The sequence below is a fragment of the Paenibacillus zeisoli genome, from assembly GCF_003994465.1.
GTDB classification, from domain to species: Bacteria; Bacillota; Bacilli; order Paenibacillales; family Paenibacillaceae; genus Fontibacillus; species Fontibacillus zeisoli.
In genome coordinates, this window is the sequence record NZ_RZNX01000009.1 from 1 (window position 1) to 24586 (window position 24586).

At 48.2% G+C, this 24586-nt stretch carries 21 protein-coding genes; 5 read left to right on the forward strand and 16 right to left on the reverse strand.

Features of this window, described 5'->3' with window-relative positions; translation table 11 throughout:
• Positions 1–6653: non-ribosomal peptide synthetase (locus EJP77_RS16690; RefSeq protein WP_127200394.1), on the reverse strand; the 6653-nt coding region annotated here is incomplete at its 3' end.
• Positions 6654–7154: 501 nt separating this feature from the next.
• Between EJP77_RS16690 and EJP77_RS16695 the strand changes: the two genes are divergently transcribed.
• Complete coding sequence (locus tag EJP77_RS16695) at positions 7155–7841, forward strand: 4'-phosphopantetheinyl transferase family protein (RefSeq protein ID WP_185897381.1); 687 nt, start codon at positions 7155–7157, stop codon at positions 7839–7841.
• A gap of 88 nt (positions 7842–7929) precedes the next feature.
• Here the strand turns inward: EJP77_RS16695 and EJP77_RS16700 are convergent, their stop codons facing one another.
• Complete coding sequence (locus EJP77_RS16700; RefSeq protein WP_185897382.1) at positions 7930–8520, reverse strand: TetR/AcrR family transcriptional regulator; 591 nt, start codon at positions 8518–8520, stop codon at positions 7930–7932.
• Positions 8521–8728: 208 nt separating this feature from the next.
• Here EJP77_RS16700 and EJP77_RS16705 point away from each other — a divergent pair, with 208 nt between their 5' ends.
• Positions 8729–9472 (forward strand): MBL fold metallo-hydrolase, encoded by a 744-nt coding sequence (locus EJP77_RS16705; protein ID WP_127200500.1) that lies wholly within the window; start codon positions 8729–8731, stop codon positions 9470–9472.
• Between the two features lie 117 nt (positions 9473–9589).
• Here EJP77_RS16705 and EJP77_RS16710 read toward each other — a convergent pair whose 3' ends face one another.
• The 8 genes from EJP77_RS16710 to EJP77_RS16745 all read right to left on the reverse strand — a co-directional run bounded on the left by EJP77_RS16710 (position 9590) and on the right by EJP77_RS16745 (position 17194).
• Positions 9590–10222 carry an ATPase gene (locus EJP77_RS16710; protein WP_127200397.1) on the reverse strand — a complete coding sequence of 211 codons (633 nt, stop codon included), beginning with the start codon at positions 10220–10222 and terminating at the stop codon, positions 9590–9592.
• Positions 10215–10394 (reverse strand): hypothetical protein, encoded by a 180-nt coding sequence (locus EJP77_RS16715; RefSeq protein ID WP_127200398.1) that lies wholly within the window; start codon positions 10392–10394, stop codon positions 10215–10217. The genes EJP77_RS16710 and EJP77_RS16715 overlap by 8 nt, the downstream gene beginning before the upstream one ends.
• Positions 10395–10859: 465 nt before the next feature.
• The gene (sigK, locus tag EJP77_RS16720) at positions 10860–11561 is read right to left on the reverse strand and encodes an RNA polymerase sporulation sigma factor SigK (RefSeq protein WP_127200399.1); all 702 of its coding nucleotides are present in this window, start codon (positions 11559–11561) and stop codon (positions 10860–10862) included.
• Positions 11562–11909: 348 nt separating this feature from the next.
• Positions 11910–12605, reverse strand: coding sequence for a DUF554 domain-containing protein (locus EJP77_RS16725; RefSeq protein WP_127200400.1), 696 nt, complete (start codon positions 12603–12605; stop codon positions 11910–11912).
• Between the two features lie 85 nt (positions 12606–12690).
• On the reverse strand, positions 12691–13629 hold the full coding sequence (locus EJP77_RS16730) for an alpha/beta hydrolase (RefSeq protein ID WP_127200401.1): 939 nt from the start codon (positions 13627–13629) through the stop codon (positions 12691–12693).
• Between the two features lie 264 nt (positions 13630–13893).
• The gene (locus EJP77_RS16735; protein ID WP_246021921.1) at positions 13894–15984 is read right to left on the reverse strand and encodes a bifunctional diguanylate cyclase/phosphodiesterase; all 2091 of its coding nucleotides are present in this window, start codon (positions 15982–15984) and stop codon (positions 13894–13896) included.
• Between the two features lie 182 nt (positions 15985–16166).
• Positions 16167–16826: a bacillithiol biosynthesis deacetylase BshB2 gene (gene bshB2 / locus EJP77_RS16740; protein WP_127200502.1), complete on the reverse strand. Its 660-nt coding sequence runs from the start codon at positions 16824–16826 to the stop codon at positions 16167–16169.
• A gap of 20 nt (positions 16827–16846) precedes the next feature.
• On the reverse strand, positions 16847–17194 hold the full coding sequence (locus tag EJP77_RS16745) for a YojF family protein (RefSeq protein ID WP_127200402.1): 348 nt from the start codon (positions 17192–17194) through the stop codon (positions 16847–16849).
• Between the two features lie 155 nt (positions 17195–17349).
• On the opposite strand from EJP77_RS16745, the gene EJP77_RS16750 reads away from it, so the two are divergent.
• Positions 17350–17583 carry an LSm family protein gene (locus EJP77_RS16750; protein WP_127200403.1) on the forward strand — a complete coding sequence of 78 codons (234 nt, stop codon included), beginning with the start codon at positions 17350–17352 and terminating at the stop codon, positions 17581–17583.
• Between the two features lie 121 nt (positions 17584–17704).
• A complete protein-coding gene (locus tag EJP77_RS16755; protein ID WP_127200404.1) occupies positions 17705–17896 on the forward strand; it encodes a hypothetical protein in 192 nt (63 codons plus the stop codon).
• Between the two features lie 122 nt (positions 17897–18018).
• Here EJP77_RS16755 and moaA read toward each other — a convergent pair whose 3' ends face one another.
• The 4 genes from moaA to EJP77_RS16775 form a co-directional block, all read right to left on the reverse strand.
• Positions 18019–19023, reverse strand: a complete 1005-nt coding sequence (gene moaA / locus EJP77_RS16760) for a GTP 3',8-cyclase MoaA (protein ID WP_127200405.1) — start codon at positions 19021–19023, stop codon at positions 18019–18021.
• A complete protein-coding gene (fdhD, locus tag EJP77_RS16765) occupies positions 19020–19832 on the reverse strand; it encodes a formate dehydrogenase accessory sulfurtransferase FdhD (protein WP_127200406.1) in 813 nt (270 codons plus the stop codon). The genes moaA and fdhD overlap by 4 nt, the downstream gene beginning before the upstream one ends.
• A 109-nt stretch (positions 19833–19941) precedes the next feature.
• Entirely contained in the window at positions 19942–20619 is a 678-nt protein-coding gene (locus EJP77_RS16770; protein ID WP_246021922.1) for a hypothetical protein, read from the reverse strand.
• Positions 20620–20806: 187 nt separating this feature from the next.
• Positions 20807–21154, reverse strand: coding sequence for a hypothetical protein (locus EJP77_RS16775; protein ID WP_127200407.1), 348 nt, complete (start codon positions 21152–21154; stop codon positions 20807–20809).
• A 171-nt stretch (positions 21155–21325) separates the two neighbouring features.
• On the opposite strand from EJP77_RS16775, the gene EJP77_RS16780 reads away from it, so the two are divergent.
• Positions 21326–22186 (forward strand): SDR family oxidoreductase, encoded by an 861-nt coding sequence (locus EJP77_RS16780; protein ID WP_127200408.1) that lies wholly within the window; start codon positions 21326–21328, stop codon positions 22184–22186.
• A 149-nt stretch (positions 22187–22335) separates the two neighbouring features.
• Here the strand turns inward: EJP77_RS16780 and EJP77_RS16785 are convergent, their stop codons facing one another.
• Positions 22336–22821, reverse strand: a complete 486-nt coding sequence (locus EJP77_RS16785) for a PaaI family thioesterase (RefSeq protein WP_127200409.1) — start codon at positions 22819–22821, stop codon at positions 22336–22338.
• 64 nt (positions 22822–22885) lie between these two features.
• Positions 22886–24580, reverse strand: a complete 1695-nt coding sequence (locus EJP77_RS16790) for a long-chain-fatty-acid--CoA ligase (RefSeq protein ID WP_127200410.1) — start codon at positions 24578–24580, stop codon at positions 22886–22888.
• Between the last annotated feature and the right edge of the window lie 6 nt (positions 24581–24586).

Here is a 24586-nt window from a genome sequence, read left to right on the forward strand (position 1 = left end):
AAGATCGCCGCTGTCTGCTCAGGCCTGATCTTCGCTTGGGCTTCCATCCACTCATGAATAAGCTGGTTCTCTGCGTAAGGCACCGGGTCTGGATTATTGGCCTTCAGCAGCTGAGATTGTTCTTCATCGGTTAGCAGCCGCAGGTCCCCAAGCCGCGTATTCGGCTCCAGGATGACCTGATCCAGCAATCGAAGCAGATGAACGCCAAGTCGTTCTATCGTATCTCTGCGGAAGAGTTCGGTATTGTATTCCAACGTGAATGTAAGACCTACTTTCGTCTCGGTTACTTCTATCGTTAGATCAAACTTACTAGCCGGATTGACTAGCGGATATCGGTCAAAGCCCAGACCAGCCGCTTCCCAGCTGTCTTCAATTCCGATATTTTGAACCACGAACAAGACATCGAACAGCGGATTGCGGTTCATTTCGCGTGAAATATTCAGCTTCTGCAGCAATAGTTCCAGCGGATAATCCTGATGTTCAAAGGCGGATAGACTGTTCGCTTTGATCTCCTGCAGGAAATCTCTAAATGACTTGGAGGCTTCCGGATAATTGCGCATCGCCAGCGTATTCACGAACATTCCGATCGCCCTCTGCAGATCGGGATGCTGCCTTCCCGATACCGGCGAGCCGATAATGATATCCTGCTGTCCCGTATATTGGGCGAGCAGCACGTTACACACCGCCAAGAGAAGCATGTACAGCGTTGTGTTGGTTTCTTTAGCTAACAATTTGATTTGCTGATTGACAGCTGGATGCAGCTCGAATGTATAGCGGTCTCCTTTGAAAGAAAGCGCCGAGGCCCGCTTCGCATCATGCGGCATTTCTGCTGATGGCAGTGGCTGCTGAAGCACTTGACGCCAGTAGGTCTCCTGCTTCTCCAGATGTTCCGTTGTGAGCCGCTGGGACATCCAGTTCGTGTAATCTTTAAATTGGACATTCGGCTGTGACAGTTCTTCGCCCGCATACAGCTGGATGAACTCCTCCATCAGCACGATGATCGATATCCCGTCCGAGATGATATGGTGCATATCGCATACGATGAAGTGTCGTTCCTCGGACAGCGCTAGGATCCCTACTCGCAAGAGCGGCGCCTTATGAAGATCAAATGGTCGGATGAACGAATGAATCGCCGCATCAACGTTTTCTACCGTTGCCGCACTAAAGGTAATAGGCAGCTCCACCGTATCGGCAGCCAAAATCTCCTGCCTTAACTCGCCATCCTGCATACTGAATGAGGTACGAAGTGTTTCATGGCGATTCATAATCGCTTGAAATGACGCTTTGACCCGGTCTATTTCAAGACGGCCCTTGATCTCCATGGCAAAAGGAAGATTGTAGGCCGTTCCGATCCCTTCCATTCGGTCCAAAATATACATCCGCGATTGGGCCGAGGACAGCGGATAATGGCTCCCTGATTCCACAGCAGCAATAGGCTCATAGCCTTGCTGCTCTGCTTGTTCAATCCAGCTTGCCAGCTCGCGAATGGTCAACCTGTGGAACATCTCCGTAAGTGGAATTTCCACTTGGAAAATTTGATGTATCTTCGATACAATTTGCGCTGCCTTTAGGGAATGGCCACCCAGTTCAAAAAAGTCGTCGTCGATTCCCGGACGTTCTACCCTCAGCACCTCTTGCCAAATTTGGGCTAGCGCTGTCTCCGCCTTCGTCCGCGGAGCTGTGTATTCCTTCGTTAACGAGACTTCGCTTACGGCATTCATCAACGCTTTACGGTTGATTTTGCCATTATCTGATAGCGGCATGCTTGGCAGCTGTACCAAATAAGCAGGCACCATATAATCCGGCACAAAGGTTCTCATGAAGGAACGCAGCTCTGCCGTATCAATAGCCTCATCGGCAACGAAATAAGCGTACAAATCGGCATGCTCGCCGCCCGCTGATTTCGCAATCGCAGCTGCTTCCGTTATAGCTTCGTGCTGAAGCAACAGGTGCTCAATCTCACCAAGCTCGATCCGGTAACCGCGAATCTTCACCTGATGGTCGAGTCTTCCCAAATATTCGATATTGCCGTCCGGCAGCTGCTTCGCCAGATCCCCCGTCCGGTACATGCGGGTGCCCGGCCGGAACGGATTCGCCGTGAACTTCTCTTCACTCAGCTCGGGCCTACCTAGGTAGCCTCGGGCTAGTCCCGCACCGCCAATGCAGAGTTCGCCTGGAATCCCCGGCGGCAGCAGCCGCAAATGGCTGTCTACGACATACAGCTCCGTATTGTCGATCGGCTTTCCGATCGGCACGCTGCTCAGTGTTTCGCCTGCCTTGCACTCGAAGCAAGACACATCCACCGTAGCTTCAGTCGGCCCGTATAGATTAATCAGCTTCGTACCATACCGCTCGCCCAATAGCGATTGGAACCGCTCCACTTGATGTACGAGCAGCGCTTCACCGCTGGCGAACACATAGCGCAGGCTCCGCAAGCGTTCCAGATGCTCGGGCCTTGCTTCCAGATGCGCAAGGAACAGATGCAGCATTGACGGAACGAAATGCATCGTCGTGACCTGATTTGTCTCAATCGCCTGAATAATCTGTTCCGGGTCCTTCTCTCCTCCCGGAACGAGGAAGTGCACAGCGACTCCCGCCTGCGCCCACCAGAACAGCTCCCACACTGATACGTCGAAGGTGAACGCCGTCTTTTGCAAGATGACATCCTCCGCTGTAAGCGGATAGGCCTTCTGCATCCACGTAATCCGGTTGATTACGGAATGGTGCTCGATCATGACCCCTTTCGGGTTCCCCGTCGAGCCTGACGTATAGATCACATAAGCCAAATTTCTCGCGTGGGCTGCGGGCGGCAGATCGCTGGCGTCGCCTTGATACAGGCTTTCTTCATCCAGCGAAATGCGCTCTACGTCAAACTGTTCAGCGCCGTTATGCTGATCAGCATTAAGCTGTTCATTGTCAAACCGCGCACCGCCAACCAAATCATCGTTAAATTGTTCACCCTCTAACCGGGCATCGCCAAACTGGTCACCACGCACCAGCAGTAGCCTGGCCGCGCTATCTTCCAGCATGTAGCGGACACGCTCCACCGGAGCATCCGGCGCAATCGGCAGGTAAGCTCCGCCTGCCTTCAAGATCGCCGTAATGCCGACGATCATCTCAGGTGAACGATCCAACATGATCGCGACGATGCTGTCCGGCTTCACTCCGCGTGCGCGTAGTACACGGGCCAACTGATTGGCTCTCGCATTCAGCTCACCGTAGGAGAGCCGCCCATCATCAAAGATCGCCGCTGTCTGCTCAGGAATGATCTTCGCTTGGGCTTCAATCCAATCATGAATAAGCTGGTTCTCAGCGTAAGGCACCGGAGCAGGATTAAAGGCTTGTAGAAGCGCCGATTGTTCTTTACCCGTCAACAGCTTCAAATCTCCAAGCTGCGTATCAGGCTCCAGGGTAACCTGCTCCAGCAATCGAAGCAGATGAATGCTGAATCGCTCTATCGTTTCCCTGCGGAACAGATGAGTATTGTATTCCCATACGCCCTCTAGTTCGAAGTCGCCATTGATAAAGACATCCAATTTGAAATCTAACTTAGATGTAGAACCCTGAAGCGGGTAGTAGGTTGCTTTTATAACATCTGAGGCCAGTGCCTGAGCCATATCCATTTGGTTATGCAGAATCACCATCGTGTCAAACAGAGGATTACGCGAAGGCTCCGTCAAGCCGCCTGTTAGCGCAACAATTTCATCATATGGGAGCTGCTGATGTCCAAAATCCTGCTGCATATGTGCGGTGACCTGTTTAATGTACTCTTCAAACGTCAGCCTTGCATCGATCTGAAAGCGTACAGGTACATAATTCACAAAAGCTCCAAGCATCTGTTCAAGGTCCGCATGCTGCCTGCCGGCAACCAAAGCACCCACGATCATATCCTCCTGCCTTGTGTAGGTATGCAGGAATATGGAATACGTCGTCAAGAGCACCTCGTACAAGGACACGTTCCTTGATTTCATGAAAATCCGCAGCTGCTCAGCTGTTGCTCTAGGAATAACAAACCGGCTCGTGTCTCCGTCAAAAGTTTTGGCTTGCGGCCTGCTGCCATCCAAAGGCATTTCCAGTACAGGCATTTCACCCTGCAATCGATCAGACCAATACAGTCGTGCCTGCTCCAAATCCGCACCCTGCAATTGCTGCTTCGTCCATAGCGCATAATCCCGATACTGCAAGTCGAGCGGCGGCAGTTCCCTGCCCTGATATAATTGCAGCCATTCTTGCAGCATGATTTGCGCTGAAATGCCATCAGAACAAATATGATGAATATCAATGAGCAGAACCCGATAGGCCTCGCTGCCTTGAACCTCAATCAGGAAGCAACGGATTAATGGGGAACTATGCAAATCAAACGGACGTATAAGCTGCTGAATCACATCTGTAATTTCAGACTCATCTTCAGATAATGAACTGATTTCTACTGCAGCATTCGGGTGCACAACCTGTCTGATATCGCCGTCCACTACCTTGAAAGTCGTGCGAAGGGATTCATGACGCCCGATTAATTTTTGCAGACTATCTTCCAACTGGCTAACATTCAGATCGCCCTCGATCTTGATCGCAAATGGCATGTTATAGGCCGTCCCCGCACCGCCAAACTGCTCCTGTATGTACATTCTTCGCTGCGTCGGAGTAACCGGATAGTGGCCAGCAGGCTCCGCAGGAATAATGGACACGTACGGGCTTGCTTCTGAATTTCTGACGTAATCGGTGATCGATCTGACGGTAGCGTCATTACTGAATCTATGCGGAGGCACTTCCACATGGAAATGTCTATGGATTCTGGCCAGCAATACAGCCGCTTTCAAAGAGTCCCCTCCGTAATCGGCAAATGAGTCCGTTACGCCGATCAGCGTTCCCTGTCCCAGTACATCCGACCACAGTTCAGCCATCCGGCTTTCCAATTCATCAGCTGGAGGTTCTTTCCCAGCTTCCTCAGCTCGGGAGTTAAGCAGTTCTTTGTAGTGATGCACCTGTTCGGCGAAATCCCCGTTCACATACATCTCTACCAGCTTGTAACGCTGCAATTTCCCGCTAGTCGTCTTCGGAATATGCCGGACAGGCAGAATGCAGGTCAGTTCCAAGCCAATGGTCCTGGAAATATGCTTTTTCAGCTCCCACACCAATGCAGCATAAGAATCGCCGCGGCCGCGGTGCTGAAGAAATGCCACTACATCGTCTCTGCCTAGGGCCTGGTTGGTAATTCCGCATATCGCGATTTTGCCAAGGTCAATCCCCTCAACCTCCTGTGCGAGCCATTCCAGATCATGTGGAAAATAGTTGCGGCCATTTACAAAAATGATGTCTTTCTTTCTGCCCGTAATGACCAGTCGGCCTTGCCGCATGAATCCCAAATCGCCAGTCAGCAGCCAGCCATCTTCGGAGAAAGCCTGCTCCGTGGCAGCGGCATTACGGTAATACCCTCTTGTAACATTTCCTCCTTTAATCTGAATGTTCCCGACATAACCTTCGCCAAGCAGCGCGTTGTCGTCGTCGCATATTCGTACTTTGCAGTGGGCTATGGGATAGCCAACATCTACGAAGCCAATGCTTGTCTCACTTTCTGGTGAAGAATAGGTCACTTCCTTTCCAAAGGCTAATTGCTTGCGGTCTACATAGACAGCTTGAAGTTCCTCTTCCACTGGTGGAAAAGCAACAGCGACGCTCGCTTCCGCCATACCGTATACAGGAAACATCGCTTTCTTTTGCAAATGATAAGGTTCCAGGAGAGATAAAAAGTCTTGTGCCAATTGTGGTGAGATCGGTTCGGCACCGTTAAAAATATAGCGTATGGACGATAAGTCCCAATCGATGGCATGTTGTGGGTTAAAGTGGCTCATGAAGTGTTTGTAGCCGAAGTTAGGAGAGCATATCTGCGTAATCTGATATTCGTGTGCTTTGTGTAGCCAAATGTGCGGCCTTAGCAGGAATAGATTGGGCTGCATCATCCATTGGCCCATCTGTCCGACAAGAGGCGATAAATGAAATCCGATCAATCCCATGTCGTGTGTAAGCGGCATCCAGCTTAGTGACCTGTCTGAAGGAGCGGCTGCCGAAGAGGTCAGAATGGCGTCAATATTGGTAAGCAAATTGCGGTGAGTCAGGATGACACCTTTGGGATCACCGGTAGAACCAGATGAAAATTGAATGAGTGCGATATCCTCCGGCTGTGCGGCATGCGGGATTCCCTGCCTGGACAAGTCAGACATCATTTCGTCCGCATCCCTTAAGCTATCTAGGAATTCCAGAGTCAGCGGATCCGGGGAATCATGTCCCATGTGTTCGGTAAATGAATGAAGAAGATCGGGTGAAGCGATGATACAAGGCTTCTCTGTAATTTCCCATACTCGCTGCACTTTCAAGCGGTGTTCAGGCGTTGTTCCTACGGTTACAGGGACCGGGATAATCCCTCCGAGCTGGCAGGCCCAAAAATAAGTGAGAAAACTTCGTGGCTCCTCAATTTGAAATAGGAGTTTGTCTCCGGGGTGTAAATCTCGTTCTTGCAGAAGGTATAACAGCATTAACGAATCGTTGTAGAGCTGGCGATAGGTTACGAGCGAATCTTTGTTTTTCTCAATAAAGGTAATCCCCTTATCCGTGTGTGCGCTTACCTCAAATAAATCTACTAGCGTTTTGTTATGCATAAATTGCCCCCTTTAATATGAAAGCGCATACTTTATTTGGGAAGAAATTACTTAGCAAGCAAACATACGGTGTGCAAAGGATTGCACAGTGTTGATTACATAACTGATCGGTTAGCGAATAACTGCTAATTTTTGTATTTAACTTTATATTAAAGATAATCGAAATCCATCCAAAATATCAAGCAAAATTTATTAATTTTTCCATGAATTATGCTTCTAAGACTATAAAATTAATATACAAACCCATTTACTAGTTCCATAGAATCAGGCGACAATCACAGAATACCCATACCATTCCTTCAAAAGCCCTCATGTAGCTGTCATTCAATCCGCCAGTAATTCTCAACTTGTCTAAACACTTTATACGCAAACGTTTGCATAATTTTGGTAAACTCTTGATTAACATGGGAGCTCCTCAACTACGTCAGGTTAGCGTATACTATGAAAATATACAGCAGTCTCAGTCTCCAGCTATTTATACTATTTGGGAGTGATAACAATTTGATTAAGGTATATGCTGCTCGGATAACGGAATTTCCAACAGAAAATCTGGATTCCATATTGGCTACACTCCCGGAAGAAAGACGGCGTAAGCTGCTGGGCTTTCGGTTCTTACAGGACATGCTGCGCGGCGTTACCGGTGACCTGCTAACCAGAGCCGTGCTGTCCCAAATGCTAAATTGCAGGGCTGCAGAACTGGAGTTCGGCACAAATTTATATGGCAAGCCCATTCTGCTGGGACATGGCCAAAATACCAGCTTCAATGTTTCTCATTCCGGAGACTGGGTCGTTATGGCAGCAGGTCCATCCGGACGGATCGGGATAGATATCGAGCGAATTAATGTGATGGATCCCGAAGTAGCGAGGCAGTTCTATACGAAGGAAGAATATAACTCCATTCTGAGTCATCCGTTACATCAAGAGAGATTACTACAGTTTTTTCGTATCTGGACAGCGAAGGAAAGCTATATCAAGGCCACTGGCAAAGGACTGTCCATCCCCCTAGACAGCTTCTCCACTGTTGAAGGGGATGCGATAGCCAAAGTACAATTAATCGAAGGAGATCTATGGTACTTTCGTACCTTTTCTTTAGAGGAAGGATATGTTTTGACTGCCTGTGCAGATACATATGATTTCAATGCAGAATTACAAACTCTCGATATTAAATCTATCGTTGGGGTGAAATGATATAGGAATAGGAACACAAATCTATCGCTGCCCATCCCATTTGAGGTCAGCCAGTTTATACTGGTTGACCTCTTTTATGTGCAATAGATCATTGAATCGCACTCACGCCGGAAAACGCCAGGGTGTGAAACATCTGGTCCATTTCAGCTGCGGAATAGGGCATATTGTTCTCCATCCACCAGGTAAGAATGGACCAAAATGTATTGACAACAAAATCTATTGCAACATCTTGAGGCACCTTTGAATTATCCGAATTTGGAAGAATGGCTGAAATCTCTTCTCGTGTAATTTCCATAAGCATACGTTTTATGTGGTACAGGACAAGTGTACCGCCTTGTTTGCTGGTAACTGCTCTATATATTTGTTTATGGCTCTGAACATGCTGAAGCATGGCCAAACTGAAACCGAACCGGTATCCGCCAACCCGTTCAGTAGAAAGGGAAGAATGTGTGCTGCATTGCTCCTTAAGGAGTTCGCGCAGTTGTTCGATGTTGCCCAATAGCAGTTGTTCTTTATCCATGAAATGTGAATAAAAAGTGGACCGCCCTACATTAGCCCGGTCAATAATATCTTGAATGGTTATGGCGTCGTATCCCTTTTCGATCATAAGATCGAACAAGGCATCATACAGCATGTTTCGCGTACGCTGAACTCGTCTGTCTTCCTTTTTTTCGCCCATCGTTGCCCCCCTTTGCTGAACAGTTTCATTCATTTTGTACTATTTGGAACAAACAGACCCTAATTGGTTATTGTATCCAATTATTTATGAATATTATAATCGAAAACGAACAAATTGTTCAATTTTAAACATAATGTGAAAGGAACCTGGCATTCTGAAAAGATTACATGGTGACTGATTCTATGTGAAGGGAATGATGTAAATGGACGTGCGAATTATACACGAAAATACACTTTACCAATTAACTTTTTATAATAATAAATCTCTATCGGTCAATTGCTATCTAGTCGAAGAGCAAGAAGGATTGACCCTTGCAGATGCTGCAATGCCTGGGTGTTCACATGAAATTCTTCAATTAGCTGGTCAGATAGGTAAACCGATTACACGGATCGTTCTTACCCATCTTCATCATGATCATGTTGGGGCACTCGATGAACTAAAGCAAGCGATCCCTGATGTACTTGTCTATATTTCCAGCAGGGAAGCCCGTTTGATGGCTGGTGACTACACACTTGACCCAGGTGAAGCCAATACTCCGATCCGCGGCATAATTCCAAAAAACTTGCAGACGCCAGCCGACTTTCAGCTCCAGGATGGAGACAAGATTGGATCACTACTCGCTGTGGCTGCTCCGGGTCATACACCTGGTTCGATGGCATTTCTTGATTTGCGTTGCAAATCCTTAATTGCCGGTGACGCTTTTCAAACTGAAGGTGGGATTGCAGTAAGCGGACAACTTCGACCGTTGTTCCCGTTCCCTGCTAAGGCTACCTGGAATCAACAAGTTGCATTGGAAAGTGCAGTCAAACTTCGTATGCATTGTCCTTCCTTATTAGCTGTTGGTCACGGAGAAATGCTAAAGCAACCATGCGCTGAAATGGACCGTGCTATTGCTGAAGCGATGAGTAATCTCGAGTTGGAGAGGGATCGAAGTAGCCATAGTAATCCTTAATAAAAGTATTTACGGATTTCCTTTTATAGTTTCAGATCAGGTCCTCCAGATCCTCGCCGGTGTTTTCAAATTTTTTGAGGTTATAGACACGATAAGATGTAAAAAAAAGCAAACCAACTACGATCGTTCCCGATTCGAATTGGTTTGCTTTTTTGTTTTGTCTCTGGTCTGTAACTGTTGATCAATTACTTGTGCCCAATCAGGCAATTCATCTATATAATACTTTATTCCATGTTTATCTGCTCCAAGAATAATTTCACCATCTGTTTTACTATTATCAATAACGACTAGTTGATCTATAAGGTCCAAGTGAGACAACAGATTATTCATACTCGTTACATTTCGTCTAATAATATCCTCACTTTCAATATGATGACCACCATTTTTCACACGCGTAGCAACACGTTCAATATTAAGTCTGACATCTCCTAGTCCTACATAAAACATAATAATTTCAAAGCCTTTGTCCCTTGCATCTATCATCTGCCGAATAACGTTACCACCGGCTAGAGTAGTTTCCACCGTGAAATCCCACTTACTTCGAATACATTCTCTGGCCATCCTTATGGCTTCCTTGCCAGCAGATACTTTACTCTTTTCAGGATTTAGAGTATTAATTTTGCGTGCAAGTGCATCCGGATCAATATTCACACTTACCCCAAGTCGGTCAACAATCAAATTGCGAATGGTGCTCTTACCACTTCCATTATTTCCAGCAAACACAAACATGGTTGCACTTGTCTCATTCATGCTTAAATTCCTGTTCGTTCATTTTCTCGATCTTCCCCGAGCTATCTTCTTTCACAAATTGCCCTTCAGCTGTTTTATATACTATATATGTCCCATTTGCTTTAGCATCCAATTTCGCCCGATCACCCGTTAAACGAATCAATTTAGCAAGGTCCTGCGTAAGATTCATCATTTATACAAACACCTCATTTTTTCTTTATAGCTCGATTATACCACAGCTATTACTGCATAATTCATTTGTCAATCCTTCACTCGTTTTCGAGAAACGATTCGGTTAATTCCCTTGGATTGCTTCACCATCTTTCTTCCTAATCATGATGGGATATCGATGCTATATACCCATGTTGGCAAATAACTTCAGCATAATTTTCCTTCATCGGGCTTTTTACAGCTTTTTTCCATACCCATTCGTTTAAACACCCTGTTTGCTCTATTTGTAAGGATATTTCTCTAAAGGGAATTTGGGTCGCTTCAAGATAATCACGGTTTTCGTTCATTATCAAATTAATCATTTCAGCTTCGGCAACATACGGAAAATCTAAATCAAAACTCTGATATTAATCATAACCTGCTTGTCTATTTCATTTCAAAAAATTAATAACATCATAAAACCCGGGATTCCCATCCCGGGCCACTCTCACCGCTTCGCCTTATAAAACTCATGATACAGCTTCATCAGCGCCCGCTTCTCAATCCGGGACACATAACTCCGGCTGATCCCCAGCTCTTTCGCAATTTCCCGCTGTGTCCGCTCTTCTCCGCCTTGGTCCAGTCCGAACCTTCCCCGGATCACTTCCTGCTCCCGCTCATCCAGGATATCCAGGTTCTGATAGATCTTGCTCTTCTCCATCTTGAGCTGCACCCGCTCGACGACATCGTCGTTCTCGGAGCCCAGGATATCGATCAAAGTAATCTCATTGCCTTCCTTATCCGTCCCGATCGGGTCATGCAGGGAGACGTCCTTCTTCGTCTTCTTGAGTGAACGCAGATGCATCAGGATTTCATTCTCTATACAACGAGCCGCGAACGTTGCCAGCTTGGTGCCTTTGCCCAGCCGGAAGCTTTCAATGGCTTTGATCAGGCCAATCGTACCGATGGAGATCAGGTCCTCCAGATCCTCGCCGGTGTTGTCGAATTTTTTGACGATGTGGGCGACTAATCTCAAGTTATGCTCAATCAGAATATTGCGGCTGACAGGATCGCCTTCCGCCATGCGCTGGAGATGCTTGGCTTCCTCTTCCTCGGTTAACGGCTGGGGAAATGCATTATTTTTGACATAGGACACGAGAAGGGTCAACTGTTTGATGAACAATGCAATTGCGGTAAACAATCCGGGCAATGCTGCCACCTCCTGCATAAATGCGTGCAACCTGTGTGCGGTCACTTCATTGTATGTGGGCGGCCGCCCAGTCGTGCCTGTACGGTGTATATAAAAAAACACCGCGCGGGCTTAGCCTGATTTTCTAGAATGATCAAGTAAGTATCTGCCCCTCTCTCCCTCTGTTTCCTTATACTAAAAAAACCACTGTATCCGCGAGGAATTACAGTGGTTAAAGCTCCGGCTCGATCAAAAACTCTGCGACCTATGATGAACCCGCTTCTGCCTATATACGTAGTGCCTATATGCTTCTGCCTATATGCGCCTTCATAAATACCTCTCCGCCTATGTTCCGCAGCCTCTAACCGGCTATTCAAATATTGTAACAAGCACCGCTACGACGACAATTGCCGGCAGCAGATTAGCCACTTTAATTTTGGCCAGACCCAGCAGATTCATTCCGATCGCCAGGATCATGATGCCCCCCGTTGACGTGAGCTCAGCAATTAAGCGGTTCATCAGCTCGTCCGAGACGAAGCGGTGAATCTGGGTTGCCCCAAGCGCAATAAGACCCTCATACAGCAGAATAGGCAGAGCTGAGAATAACACTCCGATCCCTAGTGTAGTGGTCAGAATGCAGGCCATCACTCCGTCCATAATCGCTTTGGTGAACAGCACATCATGATTACCCCTGATGCCGCTGTCGAGCGCACCAAGAATCCCAATTGCTCCCACAACGAAGATCAGCGTAGCTGTAACAAAACCAAGGGAGATGCTGCCTTCCTCCGCACCGCCCATTCTTCTCTCCAGCCAGCCTCCAAGCCGGTTCAATTGATCATCCAGCGCCAGAAGCTCGCCAAGTACTGCCCCTAGCACGAGACTTATAATCACGATCAGAAAGCTTGCGCTCTTCAGCCCCATCTGGATTCCCAGTACGGACACGGCAAGCCCCATGACCTTCATCACGCTATCTTTGATACGCTCGGGTATTCGGTGCAGCAGCCTTCCAAGCAAGCCGCCTCCAACTACCGCAATCCCATTAACTATCGCACCTGTCAGAACCATACTCCATTACTCCTATCTAATTCTTGTGTCTTAACGCAATGCTGCCTTTTCAATTATAGGAACAATTAGAGCATAGTCAAAAGCATTATTTCTTGCCAATCTCCGCCAGCATGCTGGCAACTGTGTTAATAATAAGACCGGGCTGGTCTTTCTGAACAAAATGAGTAGAATTCCGAACGATTTGAAAAGAACTATGCGAGGATAACTCCGACATCTTCTTCTGCAAATTTATCCAGTCCGAGTACTCATTGGGAACGGCCAGCACCGCAAGAGGCAAGTTGTGAAAGCCTCGCGACTCAGCAGCCTGGACTTGGTCCTTGGACTTCGTCATCATATTACGGAGCTCGCTGGTATGGTTGCGGTTATAGGCCATTTGGTAGAACAAATCCTTGGACTTCGAGTCTTGATCGGGCAGAGTAACAAGTCCCAAGGCTCCTATAAGACGATTCACACCAGTAATTCTGGAGGCTTGCATCAGGAATAACTGCCAGTCCGAGAAGCTCAGAGGCTGCCCTACCTGTGAACTGTCGACCAGGACCAAGCCTGCGGTATCCTCTGGATAGAGTGAAGCGAACATTTGCACGATAAATCCCCCGTAGGAGTGGCCTACCAGCACATACGGTCCTGGATCACCCGAAGCTTGCAAGAGCTTATGCAGATCCTGTGCTGACGCTGAAGCTGTCCGCTCTGAATCCGCAAGCTCGCTCCATCCATAACCAGCCCGGTCATAGCTGATTACTTTCGTCAATTTGGCCAGTTCAGGCTGAACTTTGCTCCAATCGTCACCAGGATTCGGGACACCAAGTCCCGATTCCAGAACCACGGTTGGCAGGCCGGCAGACTTGCCTTGGGTGACCATGTGGAGCTTGTAACCGCCGATGTCCAGCCGTTGTCCTGGAGGCTGATATTTGTGCCTGGTCATATTCTCGGAAATTTGTTCGTAAGCCACACCTGCAGCGGCTAGGACGAGTAGACTTAGGAAGAACCATTTAAATATTCGGTATAGGGATCGTGTTCGAACCAAAGGGAATCGCTCCTTAACAGCCTGGTTTTTGATTTCCCTTCAAGTATAGTTTGGCGAAATTAAGTAATGATTAACTCCAGCTAAAGTTAAGATAAGCTTAAGATTACTTGCTGAGTCTGGGTCTCGAGTTACTGGTGCAAAAGCTCACGATTATCCGCGCACAGTGAAAGTAGGACGATTCGGCATCCGTACACAAGAATAAAGAGCCAGTGCTCCCACTGGCTCTTACAGCTTGAACTCCTCTCATGGAGTCACAGTTATTCGCTAATTACCCGGATTGTTAATTTTCAACTGCGGTCCACTCACTTGGACTAGTACGGTGGAGGATTCTGTGCTCGTGCTCAGCCATTCCCTGATCTGATCCTCATTCATAGGCCTTCCATAGTAATAGCCCTGCATAATACTGCAGCCAAGGCCGTTCAGGAATTCGGATTGCTCGATCGTCTCGACTCCTTCGGCTATAAGCTCCAGATTAAGCTGCTTCCCAAGCGTAATTATGGCCTGAATAATCGCCTTCTTGGAGCCCGATTCATACTCACGGACGAAGAGCTGATCAATCTTGAGGGTATCAATTGGCAGCTTGTCCAGCGAACCAAGCGATGAATATCCTGATCCGAAATCATCCATAGCAATTTTGATCCCCAGCTCTCTGATCTTCATCAGCTGACTGATAATCCCTTGAATATCCGAAGCGAGTATCGACTCCGTGATCTCAACTTCAAGATACTTAGCATCCAGTCCGGTCCCGGAAAGAGCACACTGAATCATATCCAGCAGATTCTGGCTCTCAAATACACGCACCGACAGATTTACAGAGACACACTGCGGTTCGAACCCTTCCTCCTGCCACTGCTGATTCTGGCGGCAGGCCTCTCCCATAATCCACCGGGTCATCGGAATAATGAGGCCCGTCTCCTCCGCAATGGGAATGAACTCGGCAGGAGAGATAATCCCGAGCTCTGGATGACGCCACCTGATCAAGGCCTCCATACCCGCCGCCTTGCCAGAGGAAGCATCCCATTTAGGCTGATACAATACGAAGAATTCCTGATTATGCACGGCTCTGCGCAGATCATTCTCCAGACCAAGCCGGCGAATCATTCCCTGATCCAGGGATTCATCAAACACCCTGTACCGGTTCTTTCCTTCCTCCTTGGCCTTATACATGGCGGTATCCGCTGCCTTCAGCAGCGCATGCCGATCCTGTCCATGAAGAGGAGACAGGCTTATCCCTATACTGCTGGTAATGTACAGCTCATACCCATCCAGCACAAATGGCTTTTGAATTTCCTCAAGCAGCACTTTAGCCCATTGTTCGGCCTCAGCTCTCCCTGCACCGCTTAGTGCACACAGGAATTCGTCTCCGCCAAGCCGATAAATTTCACTCCGATTCATGGTCTTCCGAAGACGGTCACCTACTGCCCTTACCAGCATATCTCCGAAATCATGACCCAACGTATCGTTCACATTCTTAAATCGGTCGAGGTCAATGAACATCAGGGCCATTTGATCATCGGGTCCACGAAAGTCGTAAGCATCAAAAAACTGATTCATCCGGTACCGGTTTGGTAATCCGGTTAATTCATCCGTGAAAGCCATCCCTTTCATGATTCTCCGATCAAAGTAGACAGCCAGCGAGGAAATTAGGAGGATGACCAGGATTGCAGCCGATACACATACGAGCAGGATCAATTTGATCTGCATATCCGTATCTGAATTCGGTACCATTCCTCTCTCGTTATGGTTGGAAGAGAAGATCATAGCCTTCATACCTGTGTAATGCATCCCGCAGATGGCCAGGCCCATAATCACCGCAGAGATCCATTTCGCTGCGCTCGCCGACGAGCGGTTTCTGAATTTCAGGAACAAGTACAGCGAGGCATAGGACGCTGTTAGAGCGATGATCGCGGAAAGTGACCAATATTGAGGATCATAAGTGAGGGTCCCCCTCATCTGCATGGCTGCCATACCGGTATAATGCATCGCGACGATCCCGCCGCCCATGAAGAATCCGCCAATTGCAAGATGTCTGAAGCGAACCTTCGCTGGCAAGGTGATCTGGAATGCGATAAAGGAGGCCAGAATCATAAATAGAAGCGAGAGAAATGTGATTCCTGTGTTATAAGTAACTTGTATGTCCAGATTATAAGCCAGCATCCCGATAAAATGCATGGCCCATACGCCGCAGCCCATGACACAAGAACCTGCGAGCAGCCAGCCCAGCTGGGCACGCCCTCTGGCATGATTAATTTTGGCTGCCAAGGTTAGGGCAGAATAAGAGGAGAATACCGCAATAATAAAAGATAGAAGCACCATCCAATAGTTGTATTGTCCCTGCAGTATGTTGTGATGCATCCGATCATCTCCGAAATCCAAAATTAAATTATGTTTACTCTTTATTATCGGTCAAAAACCCCGGCAATTTAGGATTTCATCAGGTCTTCATCTTCCAATAAGATCATATATGAGCAAAAAAAGATCCCCAGGCCAAAAGCCTGGAGATCTTCACGTCAACACCGAATCCCTTCATATCCGCCTTACTTGTTCAAAGGGTAGGTCCAGAACCGTTCGGTTCCGAACCGATCCAGAATTTCTCTATCCTTCAGCGTTCTGTTTCCAAGCAGCTCGGCAGCCTGGAACTGGGAACGGTGAGCTTGAATGGATTTCATCTTGTGCTCCAGAAACTCGGTCACATCCACACTAACATCCGGCTGACCCAGAACACTATAGCAGTTCTTGGAGAATGCCAAGCAGAGCAGCGGCGGACGTTCCTTGGCAGGCAGGCTTTCCATGACCCGCAATACGGCGGCTCCGGTGGCATCATGGTCTGGATGCACACTATATCCCGGGTAGAAGGTAAATACAAGAGTTGGACGAATCTCCTGCAAGATCTCCATAATCCGGCCATCCAGCAGCTCTTTGTCCTCAAATTCAATCGTCTTATCGTGGAAGCCAAGCATTCTTAAGTCTTGAATTCCAATTGCCTTGCAAGACTCCAGAAGCTCACTTCTGCGCACATCAGGAAGAGTTACCCGGTTAGCAAAGGGCGGTATGCCCATATTCCGGCCTCGTTCACCCAAGGTCAGGCAGGCATAAGTCACTTGGGCTCCCTCCTGAATATACTTGGCCAGTGTGCCTGACAATCCGAACGCCTCATCATCGGGATGAGGAAGCACAACTAGTATCCGCTGATGCATCATATTCATTTCCTCCCCCATTAGAATGGCTCCCTGCTCAGCTGCAGAGCGACAACCAGCTTACCCTGACCATCATGCCCGGCAAGAATGAGCCTGTCAGGATCACTTTCATCCCAGGTTGTAAGACCTTCCGCGTATAACCAGCCGTGCTCCATCTTGAGTCCTGCCCGGTATATGCCGTTGCTGCCGACAATGGAGCCATTGGAATAACGAATAACTGCGTTGGTTATGAAATTGGCAGCCGGATGCTTCGAGCTGTCGTGATGGGATGCATAAGCTCCCGTTGTTAACTCCAAATGAACGTAGATATCTTGGTCCTTAAATGAATCGATTCTGTTCTGAACTTGTACTATATCGATAACCTGCATCGGTCTGCTCCTTTTTTATAGTTATTTGTACAAATATAGCATACTCCTTACGATTTGAAAAAACGAGCGCCTTATCCCCGGATTATGGGTACCAATGCCGTTCCATGAAACTCCTCTGCTCATACTATACAACTATACGAGAGGAGAGTGATCTGATGGAAGCCTATTATAATTGTCTGCAGTGTATGAATAAGAAAGTCCGTATACTTACAGTGGACGGACAGCATTACCAAGGAACTATTGTTGATGTCGATCCGGAAAATGTCTATCTTCGGCCAGAAGATGGCGGTCCGATCCGCACATCCGCTTTTTCACCCTATAACTATGGTTATGCCAATGATATTTTAACTCTGAGCTTGTTCACACTTCTGGCTATTGCGCTGATCTAGTAATTCAAAACCTATAGAAAGTGAGAAGAGAAGGCCCTTGCGGCTTTCTCTTTTTCGTGATTGGTTAATCGCTCAAACGGGGATATATATATAGAATGCATCAGTAAGGGAGGTCAAAGGAATGAGTGAACACAATGAAACCCATGAAGAGGACGACTTGGTAACCCAGCGCGATATTGACAAGGAATCCGGCATGTTCGTCAAGGATTCTTACCCGGACAGCGTGGATCTGCCGGACGCGCTGGCGAACGAGAGACCGGACGGAACACGCCCGTCATCTGGAGGCTCCCACGGGAACACTCAGGACAAGTAAACGCAGAATGCTGCGTCTGAAGATTATCAAGATTAACTAAAATTAAACAAAGCCGTGGTCAGCCAGCTTGTGGCGATCACGGCTTTTACCTTTTTGCCCCCATATAGAAGGTCCTCTTGTCCTTATCCACCAATATGGGACATTTCCACCCGGGGCCCGTCCCCCTGATGAGTTCCCCGGTCCAAAGAATACTTATCGTGTCGCCCTTCCCAGATCAACCGGATTGCCTCCGTCATCTCTTCATCTGTTTTCCCGGCTCTAAGCTGCTCCAGCAGATCATGTCCTCTGGAAGCGAAAAGACAGGTGTACAGCTTCCCCTCCGCAGATAGCCGGGCACGCGTACATGTGGAACAAAAAGCCTCGCTGACGGACGAGATAAATCCGACCTCACCCATCCCATCCTTGAATTGGTACCTGGTCGCGACTTCTCCGGTGTAATTGGGATTCAGCGGTTCAATGGGCCACTTCTCACCAATCATCTTCAACAGTTCCTGCTTGCTTACAACCTGTTCCCGGTTCCAGCCGTTAGTACTACCTACGTCCATGTATTCAACCATGCGCAGGATGATCCCCTGGCCTCTGAAATAATCCACCATCGGAATGACCGAGTGATCATTCACTCCCTTTTGCACGACCATGTTCACCTTCACCTGAAGTCCGGCCTGCTTGGCCGCTTCAATTCCCGCGAGCACCGGCTCCACTCTCGACCTTCCTCCGTTCATGAACATAAAGGTCTCGTCTTCCAACGAATCTAGGCTGACTGTAACCCGCTGCAAGCCTGCCTTCTTAAGCAACTTTGAACGAGAAGCCAGAAGGCTGCCGTTGGTGGTCAGCGACAGGTCCTCTGTACCCGGGATTAGGGCCAATTCAGCTATAATAGATGGAAGATCTTTACGAAGCAGAGGCTCTCCGCCTGTAATCCGGAGCTTCCGTACACCCAGAGAGACAAATAGGCGTGCCAACCGCACAATCTCTTGGGCTGACATAACCCGCTCGGTAGGGAGAAATGGATAATCTTTATCGAAAATTTCTTCAGGCATACAATAACGGCAGCGGAAATTACAACGATCCGTGACCGAAATGCGCAGGTCCCTCAGATTGCGGCTGATCTTATCGTAGACTGTCATAGTGTTCTCCCCATGTTCTGACATTCGACAATTCTGTGGGGATGAGTATACACATTGCACGAATCACTTCGTATAAATCCCACGGTCGTAATGCCGAGCTCCTCGGCAAGCTCCAGGGCAAGAGCCGTTGGAGCTGATTTCGACAGAACGATCTCGCACCCGATCTTGGCAACCTTAAGCAGGATCTCCGAAGAAATTCGGCCGCTGAATACAATAATTTTATCTTCCAGGTTCATCCCCTGTTTCAGAGAATGACCGTAGATTTTGTCCAGCGCGTTATGGCGTCCAATATCACTGCGCGCAAGCAGAATTTGCTTCGTATCACAGAGCGCAGCACTATGCACTCCGCCGGTGCGCTGGAATAAATCCGCCCTCAGAAGCAGTTCATCCATCAGTTGAAAGATCTCCTTGAACGTAATCCGAACATGCACATCCTTCATCACCTTAGCTGTTCTCGCGTCATTGAAGAACACAAATCCTGCCCGGCTAGTACCGCAGCAGGAGGTGATATATCGCTGGGTATACAGCTTCTGAAGCTGAGGGTTCCACCGGCTTGTCTTGATGTGTACAAAACCTTCTTTTTCTTGAACCCAGAGCTCCTCGATATCTCCATACTCCTTAATGACCCCTTCGGAAGCGAGATATCCAACCGCCATATCTTCTATATATTCGGGTGAACAGACCAGGGTGGCGAATTCCTCGCCATTGATCTTCAGGGTGACCGGGTGCTCCGTAACAACCAAATCACGCTCACGAGTAACTTGTCCACGCTGATACCGTATTACGCTGCCTTCGCGCTGCAATTCCATGCTACTTCATCCTTGTTAGTTAAATTTGCAATAATAAAGCTGAGATTGCACTCTGTACCCATTGCTTACCCAATGGGGTCCGGACAGTAAACTTTTCTGCTAGGATTTCTTATGCTTGCATGAAGGCTTCTAACGGCTCCAAAGTCGCGAACGTCTTCTTCGCATCTTTCTTCCGTTGCTCATCATAGAGTTTGGTCAACTCTTCGAATGATTTAGCTACAATCTTCGTATAACTCGATTTGGTGTATCTGATTATGTACGTCTTTACCCCTTCCTCTTCACTCCACGCGTAAACGACATCATATTTGTCCCTCAAATTCTTTAAATGAACTGACTGGCGCAACACTGCAAAGTGTTCTTTAATGGCTTCATCACATTCCTCCATAATCTTCTCGTATGTGCAGCCAACTCGCATCAGAATCTCCGATGACCGTTCATCGCCATATCTCGCGAGAAATTCCTTCAACGAAACCAGCGCATATAGCAATATTTGTTCCTTGTCATTCGGATTCCTGTATTCATAACAGCCTACAACCAAATTGCGGTCGGTCATTTCCTCCTTACTGAATTGCATATTAAACAAATACTCGAGTGTCTTCTGCTTCATAACGGTTTCCAACATCTGTTCTTTATCCATCCTGATGCCCGTTGTCACCCACGGAAACGGTAGTTGGCCGTTACTTTCACGCGGTATGCTACCCCTAAGATTCAAAATCGGTAGACCCGTAGCTATTGCGTACGACCTGTTATATCCTTCGCCCTCGAATATTTCCTGTTCTTCTCGCATGTTTCCTGCCCCTCCTTTTAATACTAAGTTCTCCTGGGATAAATTGTATCATATGAGAACTTTAAGTCCATCTAATGATTGCGTTAGCTAATGCCAGCTGCCAGTCTTCAATGACTACAGACAGACACGGCCATCCTTAACCAGGAAGCCGTGTCCGTTTTCGATCTATGAGTTTTTGGTTAGTAGGCTATTTCTTCTCAACATGGAGAAGAGTTATCGGCTTAACTGAGTAGGTATCTTTCAACTGGGCTTCTGAGATGACATTCAGCTTAAGCAGACTTGAGATTTTGGAGGAATCCGGCCTTGATGCAAGCCGCCACAGCTCCGGGCCCTGAAGTGCCTGATACAATTTGTTCTCATCAAATTCCCTCCGCTCCTGCTGGACCAGCTTAATCTTATAGCTGCCAATGTCAAGCTCGGTGAAGTTATGATCGCCCAGATAGCCAGTTATTTCACTGCGAAGTTCAGCAAGCTGAAGCTCAATTGCCTTGTGCTGCTGCTTCAACTCAAAATATAGTTCCACCTTCTTGTCCACGCCCCCACTCCCCTCTTCTCCCTCATATGTATGCGGAACAAGAAAGAAATTAGCACGTTGTCTGGTGACAACAGCGGATAATCCATGTAAATGTCCCGGATCAGGACGGCATATATTATACTTGGAATATGTAATGTTTTCTTTCTACTAAATGATGAAGGAGGATGAGCCATGGAACCTTTTAGCACAGATCTGCTTAAAGACAAGGTTGTACTTATTACTGGAGGTGGCACCGGACTCGGACTTGCGATGGGCCAGAGGTTCGCTCAGCTTGGGGCTAGTATTGCGATAACCGGTCGCCGCGAAGAGGTACTGCGGGAAGCTTGTGACACCTTTATTGATAGCGGTTACAATGCATTCTACCAACCTTGCGATGTTCGCGACCCGGCTCAGATTCATGAACTCATCGAGGCTATCTATAATCACTTCGGGCGTCTGGATGTTCTGGTGAACAATGCGGCTGGTAATTTCATCAGTCCGACCGAACGTCTATCTCCCCGCGCCGTGGACGCGGTGCTGAATATTGTGCTGCATGGAACTTTTTATATGACACTTGAAGTCGGCAAAAGATGGATCGAGCAGGGACATCCAGGGACCATGCTGAATATTGTAACGACTTATGCTTCGACGGGTTCCGGATTCGTTACTCCATCGGCTGCTGCCAAAGCAGGTGTACTTGCTCTCACCAGATCGCTGGCTGTGGAATGGGCTCCTTACGGTATCCGGCAGGCCGCCATAGCGCCAGGTCCCTTCCCTACCGAAGGGGCATGGTCCCGCCTCTCCCCAACACCTGAGCTGGAAGAACAGATGATTAACCGGGTGCCCATGCGCAGAGTAGGCAGTGCCGATGAACTGGCTAATCTTGCCGCTTATTTAATCTCGGATTATGCCGGTTATATCAATGGCGAGGTGGTTACGATCGACGGCGGGGAATGGCTGCAGGGTGCAGGTCAGTTCAATGACCTTAGGCAGGTAACCCCGCAGCAGTGGGACGTTCTTGCAGAAATGACCCGCAAGCCAAAACAAGGATGAGCAACTAACCAACAAGACTAGCACTAGAAATAGCACTATATCACAGCAGTAAGCAGCACAAAAAAGCAGCTCTCTCAGGATAGAGGCTGCTTTTTGTGGTCTCTCAAATCCTACGTCAGGAAGCTGGTTCATTAGATCCCTCATATTCCTTAAAGCTCAATTGCACCTTCGTTACCGTGCTCTCTACCCGGTAGTTGATCCGCCTCCCGGGCTGGCCTATCCAGCACACGGAAGGTTCCTGTACCAAAAGCCAGCAGGTCCCCATTGTCCTTGCGAGCATAGGCTTCCGCAGTCATGAGCTTCCTAGTGCTGTGAATGATTTTGGCAGTCACAATCACCCTGCCCTCGTGCACAGGGGCAACATAATTCATGTTCAAATTAATCGTCACAATGCTGGACTCCGGCCTGGCTAGCATTAAGATCAGACCCATGGCAGAGTCGATCACAGCCGCATGAACGCCGCCATGCAGAATGCCGATCAGATTAAGATGATGAGGCTGTATGTCAAAAGAAACGACCGCCCTCTGATCGTCAAGCTCGTCAATCTGGCAGCCGAGATAATCCCAGAACGTATTCCGGGCGGCCTCTTCTAACCGTTCAAGATTCGGAAAATGCTTTCTAGATTCGGGCTCCAAGTTTCAGGACCTCCTTTCTAAAGACTTGCTTCACTCCATCCAGAATGCAAAGCATTGCCTAAGGTCATGCTTCTTCCTTGTTGTCAGGAATAAGCTTCCCCATTTCTTCATCAATCAGCTTGCGGCGGAGAACTTTGCCGACCAGCGTCTTCGGAAGCGCTTTCCTAAATTCATATACTTTCGGAACCTTGTATACGGCGAGCCGCTCTTTGCAGAAGCTCTTCAGTTCGGCCTCTGTTGTCGTACAACCTTCCCTTAACACGATATAAGCTTTTACCGTTTCTCCGCGGTAGGGGTCCACGGTTCCAGCAACCACCGCTTCTTCCACATCCGGATGCTCGAACAGCACCTCTTCCACCTCTCGGGGATAGATGTTATACCCACCGGCAATGATCAGATCCTTGCGCCGGTCCAGAATGAAGAAGAATCCATCCTGATCCATGCGCGCCAGATCGCCAGTGTAGAGCCAGCCGTCACGCAGCGAAGCTGCGGTCTCATCGGGGCGCTGCCAGTATCCCTTCATCACCTGCGGTCCGCGGACAATAAGCTCTCCGATCTCTCCGAGCGGAAGATCTTCACCCGTCAGAGCATTCACAATCCGGGCCTCCGTATCCGGAACAGGGATTCCGATTGAGCCGCTTTTTCTCAGCTCCCAAATATTGTTGACATGAGTAACGGGCGAGGCCTCCGTAAGTCCATACCCTTCAATCAGTTTACCGCCGGTAATCCGCTCAAACCTTTCCTGAACTTCTAATGGAAGAGGAGCCGCACCACTGATACAGATGTTGATAGAAGATAGGTCATACCTGCTTACCTCCGGGTGATTGATCACCGCGATATACATCGTAGGCGCCCCTGGGAATATAGTCGGCTTCAGCTTATCAATCGTACTCAGTACCTGATTGATCTCGAATCTCGGAAGAAGAATCAGGGTGCCGGCGTTGTAAATAGCCAGATTAAGCAGAACCGTAAGCCCGAATACATGAAAGAAAGGAAGCGCCGCCAAGTACTTCTCGTTCGCTTTCCTGCTTCTGTAGAACCAAAGCTGGGCCTGAACCGTATTGGAGATCAGATTCATATGGGTCAGCATAACTCCTTTGGCAACCCCGGTCGTTCCTCCTGTGTACTGAATCAAGGCCAGATCCTCATCCGCATTCACCAGGGTATGGCAAGGCAGATCGGAAGAATCCTTAAGACACTGTTTGAAGGAAAGTACGCGCTCGTTATACTCGACTGCTGCCCTCATTCCGTCCTTCTTAGCCTTGATGGGATAGAGCAGGTTCTTCGGAAAAGGTAAGTAATCCTTCATCTCCGTCACCAGCATAAACTCCAGCGGATGCTTCTTCATCGCCTCTTGAACCCGGGAGACGAGGGCATCCATCGTCACAATGAGACGAACCCCGGCATCGCTCAATTGATGTTCGATCTCCCTAGGGACGTACAGCGGATTCGTCATCACAACGACGGCGCCTGTTAACAGGGTGCCATAGTAGGCGATAACGCCTTGAGGACAATTGGGCAGCATAATGGCTACCCGGTCGCCTTTACGAATACCCAGCCGAAGCAGGGCATTCGCAAAGCGGTATACGGATTTCAGCAAAGAATTGTAGCTGATCTTCTTCCCCATGAAATCCAGCGCGATGTGATCTGGATACTGGTTGGCCGAATCGATCAGAAATTTCGCCAGATTCTGTTTCGGATAATCATAAGAATGCGGGACCTCATCCGGGTAATGATTGAACCATAGTTTGTTCAGCATTCAGGA

Excerpts from the sequence above, each read along its gene's own strand:
- EJP77_RS16780 (WP_127200408.1), top strand. The coding sequence starts at position 21,326 with ATGGAACCTTTTAGCACAGATCTGCTTAAAGACAAGGTTGTACTTATT.
- EJP77_RS16745 (WP_127200402.1), bottom strand. The coding sequence starts at position 17,194 with ATGCAGGTTATCGATATAGTACAAGTTCAGAACAGAATCGATTCATTT.
- EJP77_RS16755 (WP_127200404.1), top strand. The coding sequence starts at position 17,705 with ATGAGTGAACACAATGAAACCCATGAAGAGGACGACTTGGTAACCCAG.
- EJP77_RS16710 (WP_127200397.1), bottom strand. The coding sequence starts at position 10,222 with ATGAATGAGACAAGTGCAACCATGTTTGTGTTTGCTGGAAATAATGGA.
- EJP77_RS16770 (WP_246021922.1), bottom strand. The coding sequence starts at position 20,619 with ATGCGAGAAGAACAGGAAATATTCGAGGGCGAAGGATATAACAGGTCG.
- EJP77_RS16790 (WP_127200410.1), bottom strand. The coding sequence starts at position 24,580 with ATGCTGAACAAACTATGGTTCAATCATTACCCGGATGAGGTCCCGCAT.
- EJP77_RS16715 (WP_127200398.1), bottom strand. The coding sequence starts at position 10,394 with ATGATGAATCTTACGCAGGACCTTGCTAAATTGATTCGTTTAACGGGT.
- fdhD (WP_127200406.1), bottom strand. The coding sequence starts at position 19,832 with ATGGAATTGCAGCGCGAAGGCAGCGTAATACGGTATCAGCGTGGACAA.
- bshB2 (WP_127200502.1), bottom strand. The coding sequence starts at position 16,826 with ATGCATCAGCGGATACTAGTTGTGCTTCCTCATCCCGATGATGAGGCG.
- moaA (WP_127200405.1), bottom strand. The coding sequence starts at position 19,023 with ATGACAGTCTACGATAAGATCAGCCGCAATCTGAGGGACCTGCGCATT.
- EJP77_RS16700 (WP_185897382.1), bottom strand. The coding sequence starts at position 8,520 with ATGGGCGAAAAAAAGGAAGACAGACGAGTTCAGCGTACGCGAAACATG.
- EJP77_RS16725 (WP_127200400.1), bottom strand. The coding sequence starts at position 12,605 with ATGGTTCTGACAGGTGCGATAGTTAATGGGATTGCGGTAGTTGGAGGC.
- EJP77_RS16735 (WP_246021921.1), bottom strand. The coding sequence starts at position 15,984 with ATGCATCACAACATACTGCAGGGACAATACAACTATTGGATGGTGCTT.
- EJP77_RS16750 (WP_127200403.1), top strand. The coding sequence starts at position 17,350 with ATGGAAGCCTATTATAATTGTCTGCAGTGTATGAATAAGAAAGTCCGT.